Below are 19,192 nucleotides of genomic sequence, written 5' to 3' on the forward strand. Positions count from 1 at the left end.
GATCGAACCATAAATATTTTCTACATGATTATCGCCTAATAAAGTAAGGAGAGAATAGATGCAAGCTGAATCGAAAGTCTCACTGGAACTCCCCGAATCTGTTGCCGAACTGGCAAAAAAATTAACATATGTCACTCCGCAAAATGCCCCTTTTGTTCCTGGTCGTCGTGCTTTTTTCAAATATCGCGATCTTGGCTTAACCGTTGCAACCGCCGGTGTAGCTAGGGCGCAGGTCACCTGCGCAACTGATGTAATGGAGCAGACTGGATGGCATTATCACATCTGCGATGTTCATTTTATATACGCACTTCGGGGCTGGATTGAACTTCAGTTTGAAGACGGGCGCACTATCCGCGTTGAAACTGGCGAATCGCTATTTATCCCGCCAGGACTTAAGCACAATGAAACAGCTATCTCATCGGATCTTGAGCTGTTTGAAATGTCAGTGCCTGCAAAAATGGGAACAGTCGCCTGCGAGCGGCCAAGTCACTTGCCAGCAAGTTTCTAGTTCGCCAAAAAGCGATCTAGATAGGTGAAAGGCGAAACTTCAATAGTTTTGCTTTGTATGACAGCACAGATGAATTTATTTTGAAAGGGATTAAAAATGAAAAGAAAGGGTTACCTTTTTGCGGAGCTTGCAGTCATTGATCCAAGTGTCTTTTACGAAGAGTACATGGCCCGGGTAAAGCCTATACTGGAGAAATTCGAAGCGAAATTCTTAGTTGCAACCGACTCGCCTGAAGTGATTGAAGGGGAGCGTGTTGTGCCACGTGTAATTTTTCTCGAATTTTCGTCTGTCGAGAAGGCTCGAGAATTTTACTACTCCCCAGAGTACGAGGATATCATCGATTTTAGATTTAGATCCTCATCAGTTCACCTGTACATCCTTAATGGACTCGCCGGATAGTATTTCTGATTGCTCAAATGGTTGGACTCCAAGCTGCCTATAATTAACAATGGGTTTTTCTAGGGCTACTACTTTGGGAGTTGGTCGGAGGTCGGAGGTTATTAACGGACAGGCAGGAATATTAAACCCCTCTGTACTCGGTAGAGAGGAAAGTACTGCAATGTCATTACATGAACCGCAGCCTAGCGGTTCATGCTCGCGCACAAAACAAAAACAAGGTGCCAGTGATGTCTTATTTTTCTCAAAAAGTGGTGTGTGTCTGCTCGTCTCTGTTGGTCGCTCCCTTCGCTTCCGCAAATTTTGTCGACGACTTCAAGGGGGGCCTTGAGCTCAGAAATTTCTATTACAATCGAGACTTTCGAAATGAGGGAGCAACTCAGTCCAAGCGAGATGAATGGGCGCAAGGTTTCATCGTAAATCTTCAGTCGGGTTTTACAGATGGAACGGTGGGCTTCGGTGTTGATGCTCTCGGGTTGCTTGGCGTGAAGTTGGATTCGAACTCGGATAGAACGGGGTCTGGCTTGCTTGCTTTCGATTCCGATCGCAATGTTGAGGATGAGTATGGCAAGTTTGTTGCCACAGTAAAAGCGCGATTAGGTAAAACTGAAATTAGAATAGGTGGTGTGAATCCCCTTATGCCCTTGCTCTGGAGCAACAATAGCAGGCTCTTGCCACAAGTTTTTCGTGGTGGCCTAGTAACGGTCAATGACATTGACAGACTCACGGTGACAGCAATACGTATAAATGCTGTTAAACAAAGAAATTCAACTGATTTTGAATCTCTTACGGCTACTGGATATGCTCCTATTGAAGCGGATCACTATAATTATTTGGCCTTGGACTTTAAACCAATATATAATTTAGCGCTAAGTTTGCATGCGGCTGAACTTGAAGATCTTTATCGTACATATTTTGCTGGTATCAAAACTACCCAGCCATTTCTTGAGGGAAGTGTAATAGCAGATGTACGACTTTTTGATTCAGGTGGAAGCGGATCGAATCGGCTTGGCAACGTTGATAATCGGACGTTAAGTAACTATTTTGCTTACAATCTACAGGGTCATACATTTGGTGGCGGTTATCAGAGGGCGTGGGGCGATACGCCATTCGCTTTCGTCAATGGCGCTGATTCTTACCTCTTCGGCGAATCATTGGTAAGTACATTTACCGCGTCAAATGAGCGAGTATGGTTTACTCGTTATGACTATGATTTTGCGGCGTTAGGATTACCTGGCCTATTGTTCACGACCAAGTATGTCAAAGGGGACGATGTAGATCCAGAGCTACTGAAAACCCGCCAAGCTGCTGCTCTGCGCCTAGCGGGGGATCAGGGGAAAGAATGGGAGCGGGTGACCGATATTTCATACGCCATCCAAAGTGGGCCTGCCAAAGGCGTGGCGTTCCAATGGCGTAACTCGACGAACCGCTCAACTTATGCGGATAGTGCTAACGAAAATCGCTTCATCATGCGCTACACCTTCAATTTTTGAGTAACCTTCGTAGGTCGTAGGGGCTGATCGCGTTCTTGCGTAGGTCTCTTCCTCCATTTCCAATTGAATAGGCCGGTTAATCCGAAAGATTCCCTGAACTGACCCAAGTTTAGTTGATGCCTCTATGCCTTAATCTGACGCCAATCACCAGTGTCATGAACAACCTGTGTTACTCCGAAAAATGCGAAACTCAAGCGGTCAATCTAGAGACTGAAAAAATCACCTGGCATCCTAGGCAGCTTGATGCACCAACAATCAGTTGTGGGTTTTCCTGAGATGATGAGGGCCGTTCGACGGTTGGGGCGTTTTCGGGCAGACCTGCGCTACTGATACCGTCAGATTGATAGAAGTTTCCGGCTTGCTATGCGCATAATCTAATGGCCTGCGTTGGCGTTCAGTTTTTTGTTCTTGAAACGTTCCAATAATAAGTCCAAAATTGAGTCTTTCTTTGCTTCGGCAAGAAAATAAACCCCTTAGATTTCAATGGGTAGGACACCAGATACGAGTCTCGTTTCCCGCTCCAGTTATTTTTCTATAGACTTCCATTGAAGTATGTAGAAACCAAAGAAAGAGGCTTCGGCCTCTTTTTTAGTTCCAGTAAAGTCTATTTTGGTACATCAATATCCACGAATTTTTAGTACATTTTTTAGTACATAAATTCGACGCTTGATAAATCAGTTTTTAGAGCTGCTTGGCACTCCGAAAACGGTACAACCCTCCTTCATCCATATGAGTGGAGTTAGTACAATGGTCCTTACCAATACGGCGGTCCGACACGCCAGGCCTCGCGCCAAAAACTACACCCTTCCTGACTTTGATGGCCTTGCGCTTTTCGTGAATACGAAAGGCACCAAGAGCTGGCACTTCCGTTTTTCTTGGGCGGGCAAACAGCCTCGTATTTCGCTCGGTACTTATCCTGAAATAGGTCTACGCGATGCTCGCGCTCTGCGCGATATCGCCAGGGCGCTGGTCGCGAAGGGTCTCGATCCCCGCGATCAGCGACGCCTTGAGCGCAATGCCAAACTGTTGGCCGAGAGAACACATTCTTAGGTCGATGCGGTACAAATTTTCGGCCCTTAGGGGAGCGGGACCGCCCGGGAATTCAAGCGGTGCTGAACTGGGTTGTCAACTCTTTCGGTCTGTTGCTGGTCTTTAGCTCGCCCGCACACCTGAAAGCTAAGATCGTAATCCTTAGACTTTCAGTCCCAGAGTCACCGTGCGGATCGACGGCATGGCGCGCTCCCTCAAACCTATCTATGCATCCAGATGAATGGAGGCTAGGCTAGGGCTGGGGTTATCAAAGATATGCTAGGATTGGATAGCGCAGATAACTGATGAGGAGATTTCCATGAGCGTTACAGAGCAGTCGGGCGTCTCCACCTTGGTCGGTACGCCTAAGGAGGCTCGGGCGAGCTTAAGCCGCTCGCATGCGGACCGAGTACTGGTCGTGTCTTTTGATCAGGTCAACCTCAGCGTATTTGAGGCGTTGGCGGAAAACTTCGCCAATGTGGCTTCTTCGATGTACGAGGTGCTGCAGGAGCGTCAGGACCCGAAGTCGCTGGAGCGACTGGCCGAGGTGTTTGTGACGCGTAAGCCGCCTTCGCCTCGCTTGCTCAAGGAAGCGGCAATGCTGGTCCAAGCCCGCAAAGCGGTGTTGGAAAGCGGTGATTGGCTGACCGCCGCAGACATCGCCCAGGTGGCCCAGTTGAGTACTAGAAACCCGAGTGCCCAGCCCAACAAATGGAAAAAGCAGGGGCAGATCTTTGCCATCAGCCACGGCGGGGTCGACTATTTCCCTGGCTACGGCTTGGACCCGGACGCGGGCTATCGGCCGTTCAAGGCATTAGCCAAAGTTATTGAGGCTTTCGCTGGGCACAAGGACGGCTGGGGCATGGCTTACTGGTTCCGCTCAGATAACAGCTTTCTGGGCGGCAAAAGGCCTCAGGATCTCTTGGCATCGGCGCCTGATCGGGTGATTGCTGCCGCACAGGATGAAATCCAGGGCGTTGTCCATGGCTAAGCAGCGTACCGAGTCCAGTGAGGGTAGGGCGACGCCTCCCGGGGATTTGGCGGCGTCCGTTACCCCAGTGCCTGGGGCCACGTTGCACGTCACTTTTACCGTGATCGCCAAAGGCGATGTGCTTCACCGTGTGCACCAGGATAAGTATCAGCCTGATCAATTCAATCCTGGAATGCACGGCAACGCACGCTTCAGCCCGATCCAGGATGATCAGGGGCGGGCGATTCCCACCTTGTATGGAGGCACGACAGTTGATTGCGCCTTGATGGAGACCGTCTTCCACGACGTTCCCCATACGGCTGGCTTCAAGAGCTTCGACAAAAGCAAGCTAACTGGACAGGTGCATTCTGCCGTCCAGGTTAGCCAACCGCTGCACCTGGTTGATCTGTCCAGCGTGCCTCTGCGGAAACTGGGCATCACGCGCAAACAACTGATCGACACTGAGAAAGATCAATATCCTGCGACGCGCAAATGGGCAGAGGCGATCCACCGTCAGTGTCCAGATACCCAAGGGCTGTCTTGGGTGTCGCGACAAGATGATTCGGCACGTGTGGTGGTGCTCTTCGGCGACCGGATTTCAGACGGCGTGCTCCACCCGCAGGGCGCGTCACGCAGCTTGACCGGGGACTCGACTGTGTTCGACACGGTGCTCAATCTGGCAGAGCGGATCGGGGTTGTTATCATCGCGGGAAAAAGCTGAGTCAAAAGGGCCAAACATTGACCCTCGAATTCGCTCTATGAGGTAGGAATTGCCATTCCCCAATCTCAAGATCAACGCTGATGTCAGCGGGCTTTTCAGGGGCATTGGCGGTAGTTTGGTACGGGCCTGATGAAACATCGACGATCAATAGGTCTCGTGTGCATCCCCAGGAACGAACGGTGCTTGTCCCAGATCGCAGCAGGGACACGATGGCTGGCTCCGTGCTGGCCTTGGATGCGGAGCTCGTTATGATCGCCAACCAACCGTTGAATGATGAACTGGTGAGCCGGCTGGAAGATAAAATTCCAGCCATGGCGAAGGGCGCAATTCATGCGGCTTATATCAATACGCTGGCGGCCGGATTCAGTGTGATGGAAGTCCGTGATGGCATGCTCGTTGAGACAGTAGGCGATGGTCAGCACAAGGTTATTCGAGTGGCCAAGCCCAAGCATAAGGTAGCTTCGGGCAAGATTCTCAAGGTGCGCCGCTTCTTATAACGAAAGGTTGAGAGCCCCCGTATCTTAACGATGTCGCCGCGCAACGCGCGGGAAGTCTGAGACTTCGGCGAGTCCAGCCTTTATGCTGTGCAGGATAACCGCCAAGCTCGCCGGCGCGTTGGGTCCGCTGATCAGTGACCCTGGGCTCTCAGCTTAGCCAAGCCCTGTTTGATATGTCCGGCGTTCTCGCCGATCGTGTGAAGTGCCCCTCGGACGTTGGCGCCAATATCTGTTGCACTTTGGTTTTCTACCTTCAAGGTCAGTTCCATCACCGCAGCCTCCAAGGCGAGCTGATTTTGATATAGCCGCTCAAGAACATCAGAAAGTGAATATTCGCTGGGCATCGTTTTGGCTCCAATCAAGGACTCAAGAGCGTAGCAGCGGAAGGGGTGGAAACAAAGGGCGGTTGAATAAGCGAGCGCTACGCGATGCTCGCGCTCTGCGTGATATCGCCAGGGCGCTGGTCGCGAAGGGTATCGATCCCCGCGATCAGCGGCGCCTTGAGCGCAATGCCAAGCTTTTGAACCTGCAAAACACCTCCTGAGCGTCGTTTTAGCGTTGATGTGCTGCAGATCCTCGGCTTTTGGGAGAGGGGCGCGGCACCACCCGAAGATGTTGCCGTCGTGCGATGGGGTTCAAGCAATGCTGAATCGGGTTATGCCAACACCGTCGGTCTACCGTCGCCGGGCTTGAGAGCGATCGCGTGCAACACATCTGAATGCTAACTTTGTGCCCATAGACTCACGCCTCTACGCCATTGCACTGACCGGCGGCACGGCGTGCTCCCTTAAGCCTATCTATGCATCGGGATGAGTGGAGGGCCGGAGAGGGGAATTCTGCCGTCCAGGTTAGCCAGCCACTACATAACGCCCCGACTGGCTAATCGAAAGGTTCGCTGGACGTTCCGTACTCCGTACACGCAAGTTTGCCCTTCGCTGGCTGAGGCGTTATCGCCCTCTATTTCCGTCGACCCTATCAGACGAAGTAGGTTTCGAAATCCTTTTGCTTGTTGCTCCGGAGAGCGTGCGCCATCGACTATGTTGCCCATCGGTCGGGCTGGGCGACAAAGGCTTGGTGTGCATTCGAATTCGGAGGAACCTAACCCGTTTTTCCTAAAATCAATTTAGACAAAGGGGGTAGAGAAGTGAAGCGTAGCTGCTGGATCTGTTGGGGCGATGTATATCGAAAAGGAGACAGCCGCCCAGCTTCTACCGACAGCTGGAGACAACAGCGATTGCTTTCGCTCGGGATCTAGTTTTGCTTCCCTTTGTGGCGTCAGCCCCGTCCAGACACCTTCAGGACAGTTCAGTCGCCATCGCTTAAATCGAGGCGGTGACCGTGCTGCCAATAGCACCTTGCACTGATATCGATGGAGGGGATTCATTCTCACAAAAGACTATTGGCTCCCGACCACTTTGATTACCAACCTTTCACCCCACTCATGTCAGGCAGCTTATGAGCAATGCCCTTGTGGCAATCGATGCAGGTTGCCTCGCCATTGGCCAGTGAGGTCGAGTGCATGCTCGAGGCGCGCTTGCTTTGCCGGGTGAAGTCCATGAATTCGAAGTTGTGACAATTGCGGCATTCTCGCGAGTCGTTGGCCTTGAGTCGGGCCCATTCGTGCTCGGCCAGTTCACGTCGCAGGGCGAGGAATTTGTCGCGGGTGTCGATGGTGCCGAAAATCTTGCCCCAGACCTCCTTGGAGGCCTGCATCTTGCGCGCGATCTTATGGGTCCACTCGTGTGGCACGTGACAGTCCGGACAACTGGCGCGTACGCCGGAGCGGTTGGTGTAGTGGATCGTGTCCTTGAGCTCGACAAACACGTTGTCACGCATTTCATGGCAGGACACGCAGAACGTCTCGGTATTGGTCGCCTCCAGGGCAGTGTTGAAGCCGCCCCAGAAAACGATACCGGCGATAAAGCCCCCAAGCGTCAGGAAACCCAGGCTGTAATACAGGCTCGGACGACGCAGGACGCCCCAGTAGTCCTTGAGCAAGGCGAACAGTGCTTTCATGTTGCCTCCTCAAGGTTTCTTCGTGGCGTTGGCGTTGTCTTGCAGCAGTTTGTCGATTGTCTCGAAATTGTTTCCCACCAAAGGCTTCACGTCCGCCTGCGGTACATGGCACTGGTTGCAGAAGTACCGACGTGGTGAGACGGCCGCCAGCGCTTGGCCATCGCGGTCCATGTAGTGGGTGATGCTGATCATCGTTGCCTGGGTCCGTGCGCTGTTGGCACGGCTGTGACAGGACAGGCACTTGTTGCCGTTCGCGTCGACCTGATAGCCACGGATGGTGTGGGGAATGGTCGGCGGCTGGTCCGGGTAATTACGCTCGCGTTTGAGGTCTTTGTTTTCTTCATCGGTAATGGGCGGGGCGGGCATGTTCTGGGACAGAGTGCCGCCGGGGCGACGCCCATCCGGAGCTGGCGCGTCGAGCGGGTAGTCGATTTCAGCCGCGATCACCACGCCAATCGCGGCAAGCAGAAACAAGGGCAGCATTCGAAAAAGCATCAGGGTTCTCCTCAGGCCACGCTGACCAACTCGATGCGTATCGCGCACTTTTTGTAGTCGGTTTGCTTGGAGATCGGGTCGGTGGCATCGAGCGTGACCTTGTTGATCAGCTTGTTGGCGTCGAAAAACGGCACAAATACCAATCCTTGAGGCGGCTTGTTGCGCCCGCGGGTTTCGATGCGCGCACGGATCTCACCGCGTCGGCTGATCAGCTTCACTTCACTGCCGCGCCGTGCTTTCAAGGCCTTGGCATCCTCGGGATGCATGTACACCAGCGCATCCGGCACGGCTTTGTAGAGTTCTTCGACTCGCTGGGTCATGCTGCCCGTGTGCCAGTGTTCAAGAACGCGCCCGGTGCTCAGCCAGAACGGGTAGTCCGCATCCGGTGCCTCGGCCGGCGGTTCGTAGGGGAGGGCGAAAATGATCGCCTTCTTGTCCGGATAGCCATAGAACTGCACCTCGCTGCCTTTCTCCACATAGGGGTCCAGCCCCTCGCGATAACGCCAGCGGGTTTCCTTGCCATCCACCACCGGCCAGCGCAGGCCCCGTTCACTGTGGTAACGGTCAAACGCGGCAAGGTCATGTCCATGGCCGCGACCGAATTGGGCGTACTCCTCGAATAGCCCCTTCTGCGGGTAAAACCCAAAGGCCTTGGCTTCATCGTTTTTGTAGCCGGCTTCCAACTGCTCGACGGGGAACTGGTCCACCTGGCCATTTTTGAACAGTACCTCGAAGAGGGTCTTGCCCTTGAGCTCAGGTGCCTTGGCGAGCAATTCGGCGGGCCAGGTTTCATCGGTGGTGAAGCGCTTGGAAAATTCCATCAACTGCCACAGGTCCGACCGGGCGTCTCCCGGTGCCGTCACCAACTGATGCCAGAATTGCGTGCGTCGTTCAGCGTTACCGAAGGCGCCTTCCTTCTCCACCCACATGGCGCTGGGCAGAATCAGGTCGGCGGCCTGGGCGGAAACGGTGGGGTAGACGTCGGAGACAATCATGAAATTGTCCGGGTTGCGCCAACCCGGCAGGACTTCCTGCATGATGTTCGGTCCGGCCTGCATGTTGTTGCTGGCCTGGGTCCAGCACACGTTGAGCACACCGTCCTTGAGCATGCGGCTCTGTTCCACCGCGTGGAAGCCGGGCTTTTCCTGGATGGTGCCGGCGGGCAGCTTCCAGATTTTCTCGGCGGTGGCGCGATGCTTGGGATTGGTGACCACCAGGTCGGCCGGTAGTCGGTGGGAAAAAGTCCCCACTTCACGTGCCGTGCCACAGGCCGACGGTTGACCAGTCAACGAGAACGGGCTATTGCCCGGCTCACTGATCTTGCCGGTAAGCAGGTGGATGTTGTAGATCAGGTTGTTGGCCCAGACGCCACGCGTGTGCTGGTTGAACCCCATGGTCCAGAACGACACGACCTTACGCTTGGGGTCGGCATACAACTGCGCCAGGCTTTTCAGTCGCTCAGGTGCAACCCCCGTCTCCCTGGCGGTTCGCTCCAGCGTGTAAGGCTTGACGAAGGCGGCGTACGCCTCGAAGTCAATATCCGTCCAGGTGTTGGCCTTGCCGGCATTCTTCGCGCTGGTTTCCCGTGGGTCGTCAGGACGCAGGCCGTAGCCGATGTCGTCGGCACCCCGGGCAAAGCGAGTGTGCTTGCTGATGAAATCCTGGTTCACCGCGCCGCTTTCAATGATGTGGTTGGCGATGTAGTTAAGAATCAGCAGGTCGGTTTGCGGCTTGAACACCATGGGGATGTCGGCCAACTCGAAACTGCGATGTTCGAAGGTGGACAGCACCGCCACTTTCACATGGGGCTGGCTCAGGCGGCGATCGGTGACCCGGCTCCAGAGCACCGGGTGCATCTCGGCCATGTTCGAGCCCCAGAGCACGAAGGCATCGGTGGCTTCGATGTCGTCATAACAACCCATGGGTTCATCGGCGCCAAAGGTGCGCATGAACCCCATCACCGCCGAAGCCATGCAATGGCGGGCGTTGGGGTCGATGTTGTTGGTGCGAAAGCCGGCCTTCATCAGTTTATTGGCGGCGTAGCCTTCCCAGACCGTCCACTGTCCGGAGCCGAACATACCGACCGATTCCGGCCCCTTGTTTTTCAGGGCTTGCTTGAACTTCAGCTCCATGATGTCGAAGGCTTGCTCCCAACTGACCGGCTGGAATTCTCCCTGCTTGTCGTACTGACCGTTCTTCATGCGCAACAGCGGCTGGGTCAGGCGATCAACGCCATACATGATCTTTGAAAGAAAATAGCCTTTCACGCAGTTGAGCCCACGATTGACTTCGGCCTTCACGTCGCCATGGGTGGCGACCACCCGGTTATCCCGGGTCGCGACCATCACGCTGCACCCGGTGCCACAGAACCGGCAGGGCGCCTTGTTCCAGTCCAGGGTGACCATATCCGCTTCGGTTACCAGGTTGCTGGAAGAGGTTACGATCGGCAGGCCCGCAGCGGCGGCTGCAATGGCGGCGGCCTGGGTCTTGACGAATGCACGGCGGGTCATGCTCATTCGATGTCTCCTTCGGGCTCGAGGAGTTCGTGATAGATCAACGCCGCGTTGAGTACGCCGGGCAGGTTGTTGATCTGGTCGATGCGTTGCAGGATCTGGCTTTCATGCACGGCTTCAAGCACTACCACCAGTTTTCCGGCGGCACTTTCCTGATGCAGTTCCAGGCCATCGAGCAGGCGCAGGTTGGCCTTGACCGCGTCGAACATCTCCGGTCGGGCAAGTACGACAAGACTGGCGATATGCAAGGTTTCGTCCATGAACGGGCTCCAATAGCCTCAAGAAAAAGCCACCGGTCAGAGGGGTGGGCCAGGAGGGCCATACAGCATCTGGAAAAACCAGACGAGGAAACCGTAGCCGCCGACGATGGCGACCGACAGCAGCGGAAAGAGGAACACGACAAGGAAGAGGAACAGCCGGGTTTCCTTGCGGCGATCAGGTTTGCGTTCTTCAGCCAACGACATTGGGGCTTCTCCAGCCGAACCTGAATTTATACTAGGACAGAAAAATCAAACTGGCCTATTTGTCCAGTTTTTATGACGAGCGGCTATGTCCCATATGAGTCCAACAGCGGCAAGTCCTGTTCTTCATCTACTATTTATTTTCTAGGGAGAGGGAGCTTGCTCCCGGTTCCGCAGCGACGTCCTATCGCTGCGCTTGAGTTAGAAAATAGTAAAGATCAGTATTCACCAACGAGCTGGGTACACAAGAATATCAAGTCATTTTGAAACGACTCACCATGACTTGTTGGTGTTCTGCCAACCTCGCTAGCTCCCGGCTAGTCGCTGCTGTTTGATCGGCTCCGGCGCTGACCTGAATGGCGACATCGTTGATTTCCATCACATTTCGGTTGATATCTTCCGCAACGGCACTTTGCTCCTCGGCAGCGGTGGCGATCTGCATGTTGCGGTCGCTGATGCTCGAAACGCCCACGGCAATCTCCGCCAGTAGTTCCCCCGCACGCTCGATATTGGAGGCACCGGTGCGCGTCTTGCTCAAGGTTTCCTGCATCGAACTGGTGGCGCGATCCGAGCCAGCCTGCAGTTTGGTGATCATGTCTTGGATGTTTCCAGTGGACTCTTGGGTTCTTTGAGCAAGCGTACGCACTTCAGTCGCGACCACCGCGAAACCACGTCCATGGTCGCCGGCCCGCGCAGCTTCGATGGCTGCGTTCAGAGCCAGCAGGTTAGTCTGTTCGGCGATGCCACGGATAACGTCTAGCACAGTGGAAATCGAATCACTTTCATTTTTCAGCTCGCCAATGATGGCGGCGGTTTGATCCGCTTGCTCGGACAGGTCTTGGATGACACGGACGGTCGCCTCGATTTCTTTTCTGCCTTTTTCGGTGCTTTGGCTCACCTGTTGTGATAGGGCTGCCGCATCGCCGGTGCTCTGCGCAACATCACGAACCGTAGCGCTCATCTCATTGATGGCCGTGACCACCAGTTCCGTTCCCTGGCGTTGGCGTTCAAGGCTCTGGCTGGTCTGAAATGTGACAGCCGAAGACTCTTCTGCTGCAGTGGCCACTTGCGCGGTCGCGGTTCCAATTTCTTGAATAATTTGACTGAGCTCGGTGGCCGTGCGATTGAGGTTGTTGGCAATTGTGCCGAACTCATCCCGCCCCTGATAAGTGGCGCGGCTGGTGAGGTCTCTTTCGGAAAGAGCGATCAGCACGTTATTGACTTCGCCTACTGCTGCCCTAATGTTACGGATGATGCAGTACGACAGCAGGGTCACTGCCGCCACTGCACCGCCAACCGAGCCTAGGACAACCCATAACACGAAATATGCGTGGTCGTGCGCCTGATTGGCCAACTTGCGTATGTGCAGGCTGAGCGCATTTTCGACGTCACTCATCTGGTCTATTCTGGCTGTCGATAGCTTAAACCAAGACTCGGCTGGGACGTCGAGCGAGTGGCCCATGGGCGTTTCGAAAATCAGTCGCTGAAGCCTAGCCACTTCCATAGCGTCGGCTGCCGCCATCTTATCGTCCAGTTGACGGACGTAGGCCTCATCGGCACTGCCGCGAAAGCCCTCAGCATAAGCTGAAAATTCGCCGAGGTTTCGGCTGAAGGTTGAGAGCAGTTCTGAATCTACACGGTTCTGGTTGAACACCACCCCCAATGTCGCGCGCTCCCGGCCGGCTCGCTCTTTCATCTCGATGAACTGGTTGAGTGAGGAAAGGCTTCGCGCCAACTCTGGCTTTTCCACACTGCGTTGAAGTGCATGAGTGTAGGCGATCAAGGACTTAATGATTTTTGTGAACCGAGCGCCCGATTCTCGGTTGCTAACCGCCAGCGCATCAATCTGACCGCGAGTGGCCTGCAAAGAATCCAGCGCCGCAATGGCTTGGCGGACTTGATCATTGTCCAGCGTAGGTAGACGGTGAGTTGCATTAATGGCTTTGTCTGTCTGCTGTCTCAACGCATGTAACGCGTCGCGCATGGACGTTCCCTTACTGGCCAGGAAAACGCCACTCGCACCGCGCTCACGCTGCAAAACCGTGATCAACTGGCTAAACGTCTGTGCAGAGGTACTGGCCTCCTGCGTCTGCTCCATTTCTCGAAGCGTGTGATAGCTGTCGATGACTTGCAGAGTTGCGAGCCAAAGGAATCCGATCAATGGGAACACCACAATCAAGATCAGCTTAAAGCTCAATGAAATATTTCTGAACACGACTTATTACCTTGTCATTCGCATCAGTGTGACGCGAGGGTAGGAGAGTCCTGAAGTCGTGCTTATAGTGGGCGCACGTGAACAGGAGATGCCATGGGGCTGCTGCACGCAAGGGACGCTGATTTTCTGCTCTGTTTATCGGTCCGGTCTTCATCTCCTTGAGTATCTCAGGTGGACAAAACCTGTCCAAGCGATCAAATCTGATGAGTGGCATCTGGTACCTGGCACATGAGGCAATGAGAGGCTGAATTGTTTGCCATGCGCTACGATTTTTGGAGGAGAAGGCCAGGTTCCTCCTCACTCTGCTAAGTCAGGCGCGGGGTGGCAGCCACTGACCAGCCAGTTCCTTACGTGGATAAAAATCCCACGTCCAGCAATTCCGCGAAACCTGGGGGGACCTCACTGATTCTATTGTTGCGCCACGAAAAATGAGTGATATCGTGGTGCCATGTCGTCGCGGAACGGCCTGACGGCAACGCATCTGGTTGGCTTGATGGCCCGCGCTAAATAATGACGCTTCGCTGGAGACCACGCTTGTTACGACATCGAGTGACCAAGACTAAGGCAGGGCTGATCGCCATAGCTGTCTTGTTAATCACTTTGGTTCCAATGTGGGTCGCTCTAAATGCGTGGCTTAAGCACGAGCAGGTGTTAATAGAACAAGCGGCGGGCAATGACGCCATGAATCTTGCCATTGCGTTTGAGGAACACATCCAAAGTGTGGTCCGTTACGCTGACGCTTTGCTTCAAGACATACGTGAAGATGTTATTGAAGATCCGGAAAATTTCGAGGAAGTAGTAAAAGAAGAGCTTCGAGTCGATGGAAATATGATCGCTCAAATTGCTGTTATTAATGCGGAAGGCAGACTGGTTTATTCATCGTTGGGGCCTGTAGACAAAAGCGTAGATCTCAGTGGTCGAGAACATTTTCAAGTGCACCTGAGAAATCCTTCGCACGATAAGTTGTTTATCAGCAAGCCAGTGCTCGGCCGTGTGTCGGGTGTCTGGTCGATACAGTTTACCCGGCCGATAGTCGCTGAAGGAAAGTTTGCTGGGGTCTTTGTGCTCTCGATACCCGTCAGCTTTTTTACGGATGTCTATCGAAAGATTAACGTCGGCCCCAGCGGATTGATCGCGTTGGTGGGAAAGGATCGTGTTCCGCGGACCGTGGCTACCAAGTCCGGACACAACACTGTTTTGGATGGAACAGTTTTTTCTGAGTATGAGCCCTATTTCGATAACGCCAATCCTGCCGAAGGGGTGTATCGCGGGGCAAGCGCCTTCGATCGGGTTGACAGTTTGATCGCTTACCGTCGCTTAGAATATAGCGAGCTCATTGTTCTGGTGCAGCTTTCACCTGCTGACTATCTATCCTCCTTCAACGGACGACGTCAATTCCTGCTGTTTTCTGCAACCGTTACGTCCGCATTACTGCTCGCGTTTGCTGTATTTTTATATTTTGTCAGTCGGCAACATTTTGGCAATGCCGCTGCACTTAAACAATCCTACAGCGCATTGCGAAAACTTGTCAGTGTCGATCTCCTGACGGGAGCTCGAAGCAGGGGGGACTTCTTGGAGGCGATGGAAACGGAGTTCAGTCGGGCGAAGCGTCATGGCACGGAACTCAGCCTGATATGGCTAGATCTTGATCATTTCAAACGAGTGAACGATACATACGGCCATCCCGTCGGTGACACGGTGCTAAAACACGTGGGGACCCTTTGTAGTGGAGTTCTACGAGCCCATGACGTATTCGGAAGGCTCGGGGGCGAGGAGTTCGGTGTCATCTTGCCTCAAACAAACGGAATGGATGCCTTGGACGTCGCCGAGAAGTTACGGCTGACTATTGAACAAGCCATTATCCCAACGGAACGTGGTCCTCTTCAGGTGTCAATTAGCTGTGGAGTTGCTCACCTGCTACCCCAAGGCGACAGTCCCGCTCAACTGATCGTCCGGGCAGACGATGCGCTGTATAGAGCAAAGCATGCGGGCCGGAACAGAGTATGTGCTGCCTCTGTCAATGAGACGATGGAGTCACCAAGCAGACCGGCCGACAGCAAGACATGAATGTTGGTGCCCTTGTTTTCCAGGCAAGCAAGCAGCCCCAACTGCCGAATCTCAAGCGAAAGCTCATTGATTGCTACTCAAGCCGCCGCGTTGCGCTGATACCCGTTTGTTGATCTAAATCAAGCGCATAGCTTTGAATAGTGGCAGATTGATTCAGGTCGGAACAATTACTAATAAGAGACAAACCTTTTATGCTAACCTGCCGCTTTTTTTGTAGACATTGCGCTGCCTTCAAAGTCTCATTTCGGCGGTCTCGACACGATTATCCAACCGGTCATTGCTCCCCATATTTCGAATGACTCCATGTTCTTCAGGAGTGGCTGGACCCACTCCTCCAAATGTCAAATATGCAAGGGATTCTGCTCATCTCCCTCCAGAGTGGGTAAGTGCTATGTCGTACCGTAAGGAGCTCTCAAAGGTTTTCATCCAAACTCTGGAACAGAGTGTCGACAGCGTTGTTGTGATCGATAAGAGCAACAAAATTATTCTGTTCAATGTGGCTGCACAGAAACTCTGGGGATACAGCAAAGAGGAAGTCTTGGGCAGAAATGTCGATGTTCTGGTCCCTGCAAACATTCGCGTCCATCATGATGGTTATATCGAGGCCAACCGCCGCACAGGGGTTAATAAAATTGTTGGCACCAGTCGTGATGTACCTATTGAGTGCAAGGACGGCACCCGGCGCTGGGGGGCAATGTCTATTTCGAAAATTAAACATCAAGGGGAAATTTTATACACCGCCTTCATTAAAGATATCACCCAGCAACATGTAGAACAGCACCGTTTGTATCTTCTGTCATTAGTCGTCGACACAACGGAAAACGCCATCATCATAACCGATGCCTCTTGGCTGATAGTTTTTGTCAACGACGGGTTCAGTCAGATGTTTGGTTACAGTCCTCCAGAGGTTATCGGCAAAACGCCCATCAAAGTCCTGGCGCCGTACTTGGATGAGTCACGTATTGGAGCGATTCGTTGTCAAGTTAGCCAAAGTAACGCCTATCAGGGCCAAGACTATGGGGTCCACCGCGACGGCTCACGCGTCTGGTGTAACGTCACCACCCACTCGGTTCACGATGACCATGGACATCTGACCAACACCGTAAGCGTGTTGACGGACGTGACACATACGCGGATGCATGAAGTACTACGGCACAAGATGCTGGAGGCGATGGTTCGCGAGGAGTCATTGGAAACCGTATCGAACCTCGCGTGCCTGGAAGTCCAGCGGATTGCACCGGAAGTGATTGCAACCGTCTTGCGCGTCGATGACCGCGGTTGTTTACAGACGTTGGCGGCACCGGGTCTTCCGTCGGTGTTTTCCAGCTCGTTGGATGGGACAGTGATTGGCGTCGAGCCCGATGGTCCTGCGGCATCGGTAATCAGCGTTGACGCAACCATGATCAGCGAGATGGCTGTCCACCCATTTTGGAGCGATTTCAGAGAGTTAGTGCAGCCACTCGGTTTGACGAGATGCTGGACGACGCCAATCAGGTCCAACGATGGGCGGCTGCTCGGCATGTTCGCTTTCTACTACCGCGACTTATGTCAGCCCAGCAAATTACATCTTCTGCTCGTCGAAGCTTGCATTTACTTGTTTGCTTTGGCGCTGGAACGAGAAAAGTCGCGTGTGCATATACGCCAGTTGGCGTTCTATGACGAACTGACTGGCCTGGCCAATCGCAATTTGCTTCATGCACGGGCTGAGCAGGCTATCGCCCAGGCATCGCGGCATAAATCAAATCTGGCGGTTGTGTTCATCGATCTGGATCGATTCAAACAGGTAAACGACTCGTTGGGGCATCCCGCAGGAGATGAATTTTTGCGCCTCATCGCCCATCGTTTGTCAGAGGATCGGCGCGAGTGCGATATTGTCAGCCGAATATCGGGCGATGAATTTGTCCTAGTCCTGCCACAATGTACGCTGGCACACGCAATTGACCTCATCGAAAAGCTGCGGGCACGACTCTGTCTTCCTTGCCAGATTTGCGGGGTGACGCTCAAACCCTCGGCGAGCATTGGGGTTAGCTTGTTTCCAGAAGATGGCCACACGATGGAGGTATTGTTACAACGTGCCGACATGGCCATGTATCAAGCCAAGACGCGTCTGCGCGGAAGCGTTTGCTTTTTCAACGATGGGCTTGGCCAACTGACACAAGGCCGCCTGCGTCTCGAAGCTGCGTTACGAGAAGCGATGGACCAACGATCCTTTCATTTAGTCTACCAGCCACAAATCGACCTGAGTGACTCGAAGTTGTACGGCATGGAGGTGCTCGCGAGGTGGACTCATCCTCAGCTAGGAGAAATCTCCCCGTTAAGTTTTATTCCCATGGCGCAAGAATGTGGCTTGATCAGCGAACTCGGCTTATGGGTGTTGAGTAAGGCTTGCTGTCAATTGTCTGCCTGGCGTAAGCAGGGCCTGCAGGTCCCTTCCGTGTCAGTAAACATGTCGCCCACTAATTTTCATAACGGTGATTTCTCAAGGATGGTAGTCCGTACGCTTGAGCAGTACGGTCTTCAGGCAAAGGACCTGACCTTGGAAATTACGGAGAATGTGCTCATGGATATCAACCCCGATACCCTGACCACCATTGAAGAGATGCATACGCTAGGTGTAAGCCTGGCGATGGACGATTTCGGTACCGGATATTCGAGCCTTGGTTACTTGCAGCGCCTGCCAATCCAGGAGCTTAAGCTGGATCGCAGCTTTGTCCATGACCTTGAAAGCGACACTACAAGTCAGGCATTGAGCGAAGCCGTTATCCGCATCGGCGAAAGTTTGAAAATTCGGGTGGTCGCCGAAGGCGTCGAGACCGAGGCGCAACAGCGGATCCTGATGAATCAAGGATATAAGATCGCTCAGGGATTTCTATTTTCCAGGCCGCTGGGCGCAAAAGAGATGGAGCGTTGGCTTGAAGATCATTATGCGTTTCATGACCAGACCTCCTGACCTGATACGGTAAACAGGCGCAAATGAGTTGTTCATAGCTCTGCATGCCTTTGGCAACCAGCGACTCTGCGCTTTAAGCCTGGCAAGTCCAGAATTCTAACGTTCCGTCCATGCACATCAACCAGTTGCTCTTGGCGAAGGTGAGCGATACAGCGACAGATGGTCTCCAAGCGCAGTCCCAGATAGGAGCCCATGGCTTCGCGGCTCATACGTAGCACAAAGTCCCTGGGTGAGTAGCCGCGCATATTTAGCCGTTGGGACAAGTTCAACAGAAACGCCGCCAGGCGCTCATCAGCATTCATATTGCCTAGCAACAGCAGCATACTGTGATCGCGAACAATTTCCTGGCTCAATAGCTTGTTGAGATTGTGCTGCAGGGATGGCAAGTCGCGGGCAAGTTTTTCCAAATGACTGAACGGAATTGGACAAACTTCACTGTCTTCCAGTGCTATCGCATTGCAGGCGTAGTGATTCGTGCTGATGGCATCCAGGCCGAGCATTTCACCTTGCATTTGAAATCCAGTGACTTGTTCGCGTCCGTCCATCGACAACACACTGGTTTTAAAGAAACCGAGCCGAACCGCATACAGAGAATGCAGCGGATCGCCCGTGCGATAGAGCGCCGTCCCTTTTTTTATTTTTATGCGCTGGGCGATTAGCGTATCGAGCCGATCGACTTCGCTGCCTGTCAGCCCGATAGGGAGGCATAACTCAAGCACGCTGCAATTGGCGCAAGCTTTTTTGAGAGACTGTGCGCGCACAAGGGTTTTGTACTCAGCCATGGGATGGATCCTCCTTTGGTTGGCAGCCATGATGATAGAAGACCCCATCGCACCCTGTGTTTCTTTATCTTTTAGAACG

Annotated in this window: 16 protein-coding genes and 2 pseudogenes; 10 read left to right on the top strand and 8 right to left on the bottom strand. The window is 53.4% G+C overall.

Annotation, left to right across the window (positions count from 1 at the left end; translation table 11 throughout):
• Positions 1–58: 58 nt before the first annotated feature.
• From J3361_RS03295 to J3361_RS03325, 7 genes and pseudogenes are all read left to right on the top strand, one after another.
• Positions 59–508, top strand: coding sequence for a cupin domain-containing protein (locus J3361_RS03295; protein ID WP_082097877.1), 450 nt, complete (start codon positions 59–61; stop codon positions 506–508).
• 96 nt (positions 509–604) lie between these two features.
• Positions 605–907 (top strand): DUF1330 domain-containing protein, encoded by a 303-nt coding sequence (locus J3361_RS03300; RefSeq protein ID WP_207962459.1) that lies wholly within the window; start codon positions 605–607, stop codon positions 905–907.
• A 170-nt stretch (positions 908–1,077) separates the two neighbouring features.
• On the top strand, positions 1,078–2,397 hold the full coding sequence (locus J3361_RS03305; protein WP_207962461.1) for an OprD family porin: 1,320 nt from the start codon (positions 1,078–1,080) through the stop codon (positions 2,395–2,397).
• A gap of 747 nt (positions 2,398–3,144) precedes the next feature.
• Positions 3,145–3,411: pseudogene (locus J3361_RS03310) on the top strand (Arm DNA-binding domain-containing protein); the annotation flags it as partial.
• A gap of 334 nt (positions 3,412–3,745) precedes the next feature.
• Entirely contained in the window at positions 3,746–4,417 is a 672-nt protein-coding gene (locus J3361_RS03315) for a hypothetical protein (RefSeq protein ID WP_053121554.1), read from the top strand.
• Positions 4,410–5,117, top strand: a complete 708-nt coding sequence (locus J3361_RS03320; protein WP_207962463.1) for an RES family NAD+ phosphorylase — start codon at positions 4,410–4,412, stop codon at positions 5,115–5,117. Before J3361_RS03315 ends, J3361_RS03320 begins: the two co-directional genes overlap by 8 nt.
• Positions 5,118–5,365: 248 nt before the next feature.
• Positions 5,366–5,614 carry a hypothetical protein gene (locus tag J3361_RS03325; protein WP_025214378.1) on the top strand — a complete coding sequence of 83 codons (249 nt, stop codon included), beginning with the start codon at positions 5,366–5,368 and terminating at the stop codon, positions 5,612–5,614.
• A gap of 131 nt (positions 5,615–5,745) precedes the next feature.
• On the opposite strand, the gene J3361_RS03330 is transcribed toward J3361_RS03325, so the two are convergent.
• Positions 5,746–5,958, bottom strand: coding sequence for a hypothetical protein (locus J3361_RS03330; protein ID WP_025214377.1), 213 nt, complete (start codon positions 5,956–5,958; stop codon positions 5,746–5,748).
• Positions 5,959–6,810: 852 nt separating this feature from the next.
• On the opposite strand from J3361_RS03330, the pseudogene J3361_RS03335 reads away from it, so the two are divergent.
• Positions 6,811–6,975 (top strand): annotated as a pseudogene (locus J3361_RS03335) (transposase); the annotation flags it as partial.
• Positions 6,976–7,033: 58 nt separating this feature from the next.
• Here the strand turns inward: J3361_RS03335 and J3361_RS03340 are convergent.
• The 6 genes from J3361_RS03340 to J3361_RS03365 form a co-directional block, all read right to left on the bottom strand.
• Positions 7,034–7,630 carry a cytochrome c3 family protein gene (locus J3361_RS03340; protein WP_013692861.1) on the bottom strand — a complete coding sequence of 199 codons (597 nt, stop codon included), beginning with the start codon at positions 7,628–7,630 and terminating at the stop codon, positions 7,034–7,036.
• 9 nt (positions 7,631–7,639) lie between these two features.
• The gene (locus J3361_RS03345; protein ID WP_013692862.1) at positions 7,640–8,125 is read right to left on the bottom strand and encodes a nitrate reductase cytochrome c-type subunit; all 486 of its coding nucleotides are present in this window, start codon (positions 8,123–8,125) and stop codon (positions 7,640–7,642) included.
• 11 nt (positions 8,126–8,136) lie between these two features.
• A complete protein-coding gene (gene napA / locus J3361_RS03350) occupies positions 8,137–10,641 on the bottom strand; it encodes a nitrate reductase catalytic subunit NapA (protein WP_025214375.1) in 2,505 nt (834 codons plus the stop codon).
• Positions 10,638–10,898, bottom strand: a complete 261-nt coding sequence (locus J3361_RS03355) for a chaperone NapD (RefSeq protein WP_025214374.1) — start codon at positions 10,896–10,898, stop codon at positions 10,638–10,640. The genes napA and J3361_RS03355 overlap by 4 nt, the downstream gene beginning before the upstream one ends.
• Before the next feature lie 36 nt (positions 10,899–10,934).
• Complete coding sequence (gene napE, locus J3361_RS03360; protein WP_025214373.1) at positions 10,935–11,102, bottom strand: periplasmic nitrate reductase, NapE protein; 168 nt, start codon at positions 11,100–11,102, stop codon at positions 10,935–10,937.
• A gap of 250 nt (positions 11,103–11,352) precedes the next feature.
• A complete protein-coding gene (locus J3361_RS03365) occupies positions 11,353–13,314 on the bottom strand; it encodes a methyl-accepting chemotaxis protein (protein ID WP_207962464.1) in 1,962 nt (653 codons plus the stop codon).
• 549 nt (positions 13,315–13,863) lie between these two features.
• Between J3361_RS03365 and J3361_RS03370 the strand changes: the two genes are divergently transcribed.
• Both J3361_RS03370 and J3361_RS03375 read left to right on the top strand, forming a co-directional pair.
• Positions 13,864–15,381: a diguanylate cyclase gene (locus tag J3361_RS03370; RefSeq protein ID WP_347709610.1), complete on the top strand. Its 1,518-nt coding sequence runs from the start codon at positions 13,864–13,866 to the stop codon at positions 15,379–15,381.
• A gap of 391 nt (positions 15,382–15,772) precedes the next feature.
• A complete protein-coding gene (locus J3361_RS03375; RefSeq protein ID WP_207962466.1) occupies positions 15,773–18,331 on the top strand; it encodes an EAL domain-containing protein in 2,559 nt (852 codons plus the stop codon).
• A gap of 32 nt (positions 18,332–18,363) precedes the next feature.
• Here the strand turns inward: J3361_RS03375 and fnr are convergent, their stop codons facing one another.
• Positions 18,364–19,113, bottom strand: a complete 750-nt coding sequence (gene fnr, locus J3361_RS03380; RefSeq protein ID WP_207962468.1) for a fumarate/nitrate reduction transcriptional regulator Fnr — start codon at positions 19,111–19,113, stop codon at positions 18,364–18,366.
• Positions 19,114–19,192: the final 79 nt, after the last annotated feature.

This window comes from Pseudomonas sp. OA65 (assembly GCF_017498305.1).
GTDB lineage: Bacteria > Pseudomonadota > Gammaproteobacteria > Pseudomonadales > Pseudomonadaceae > Aquipseudomonas > Aquipseudomonas zanjanensis.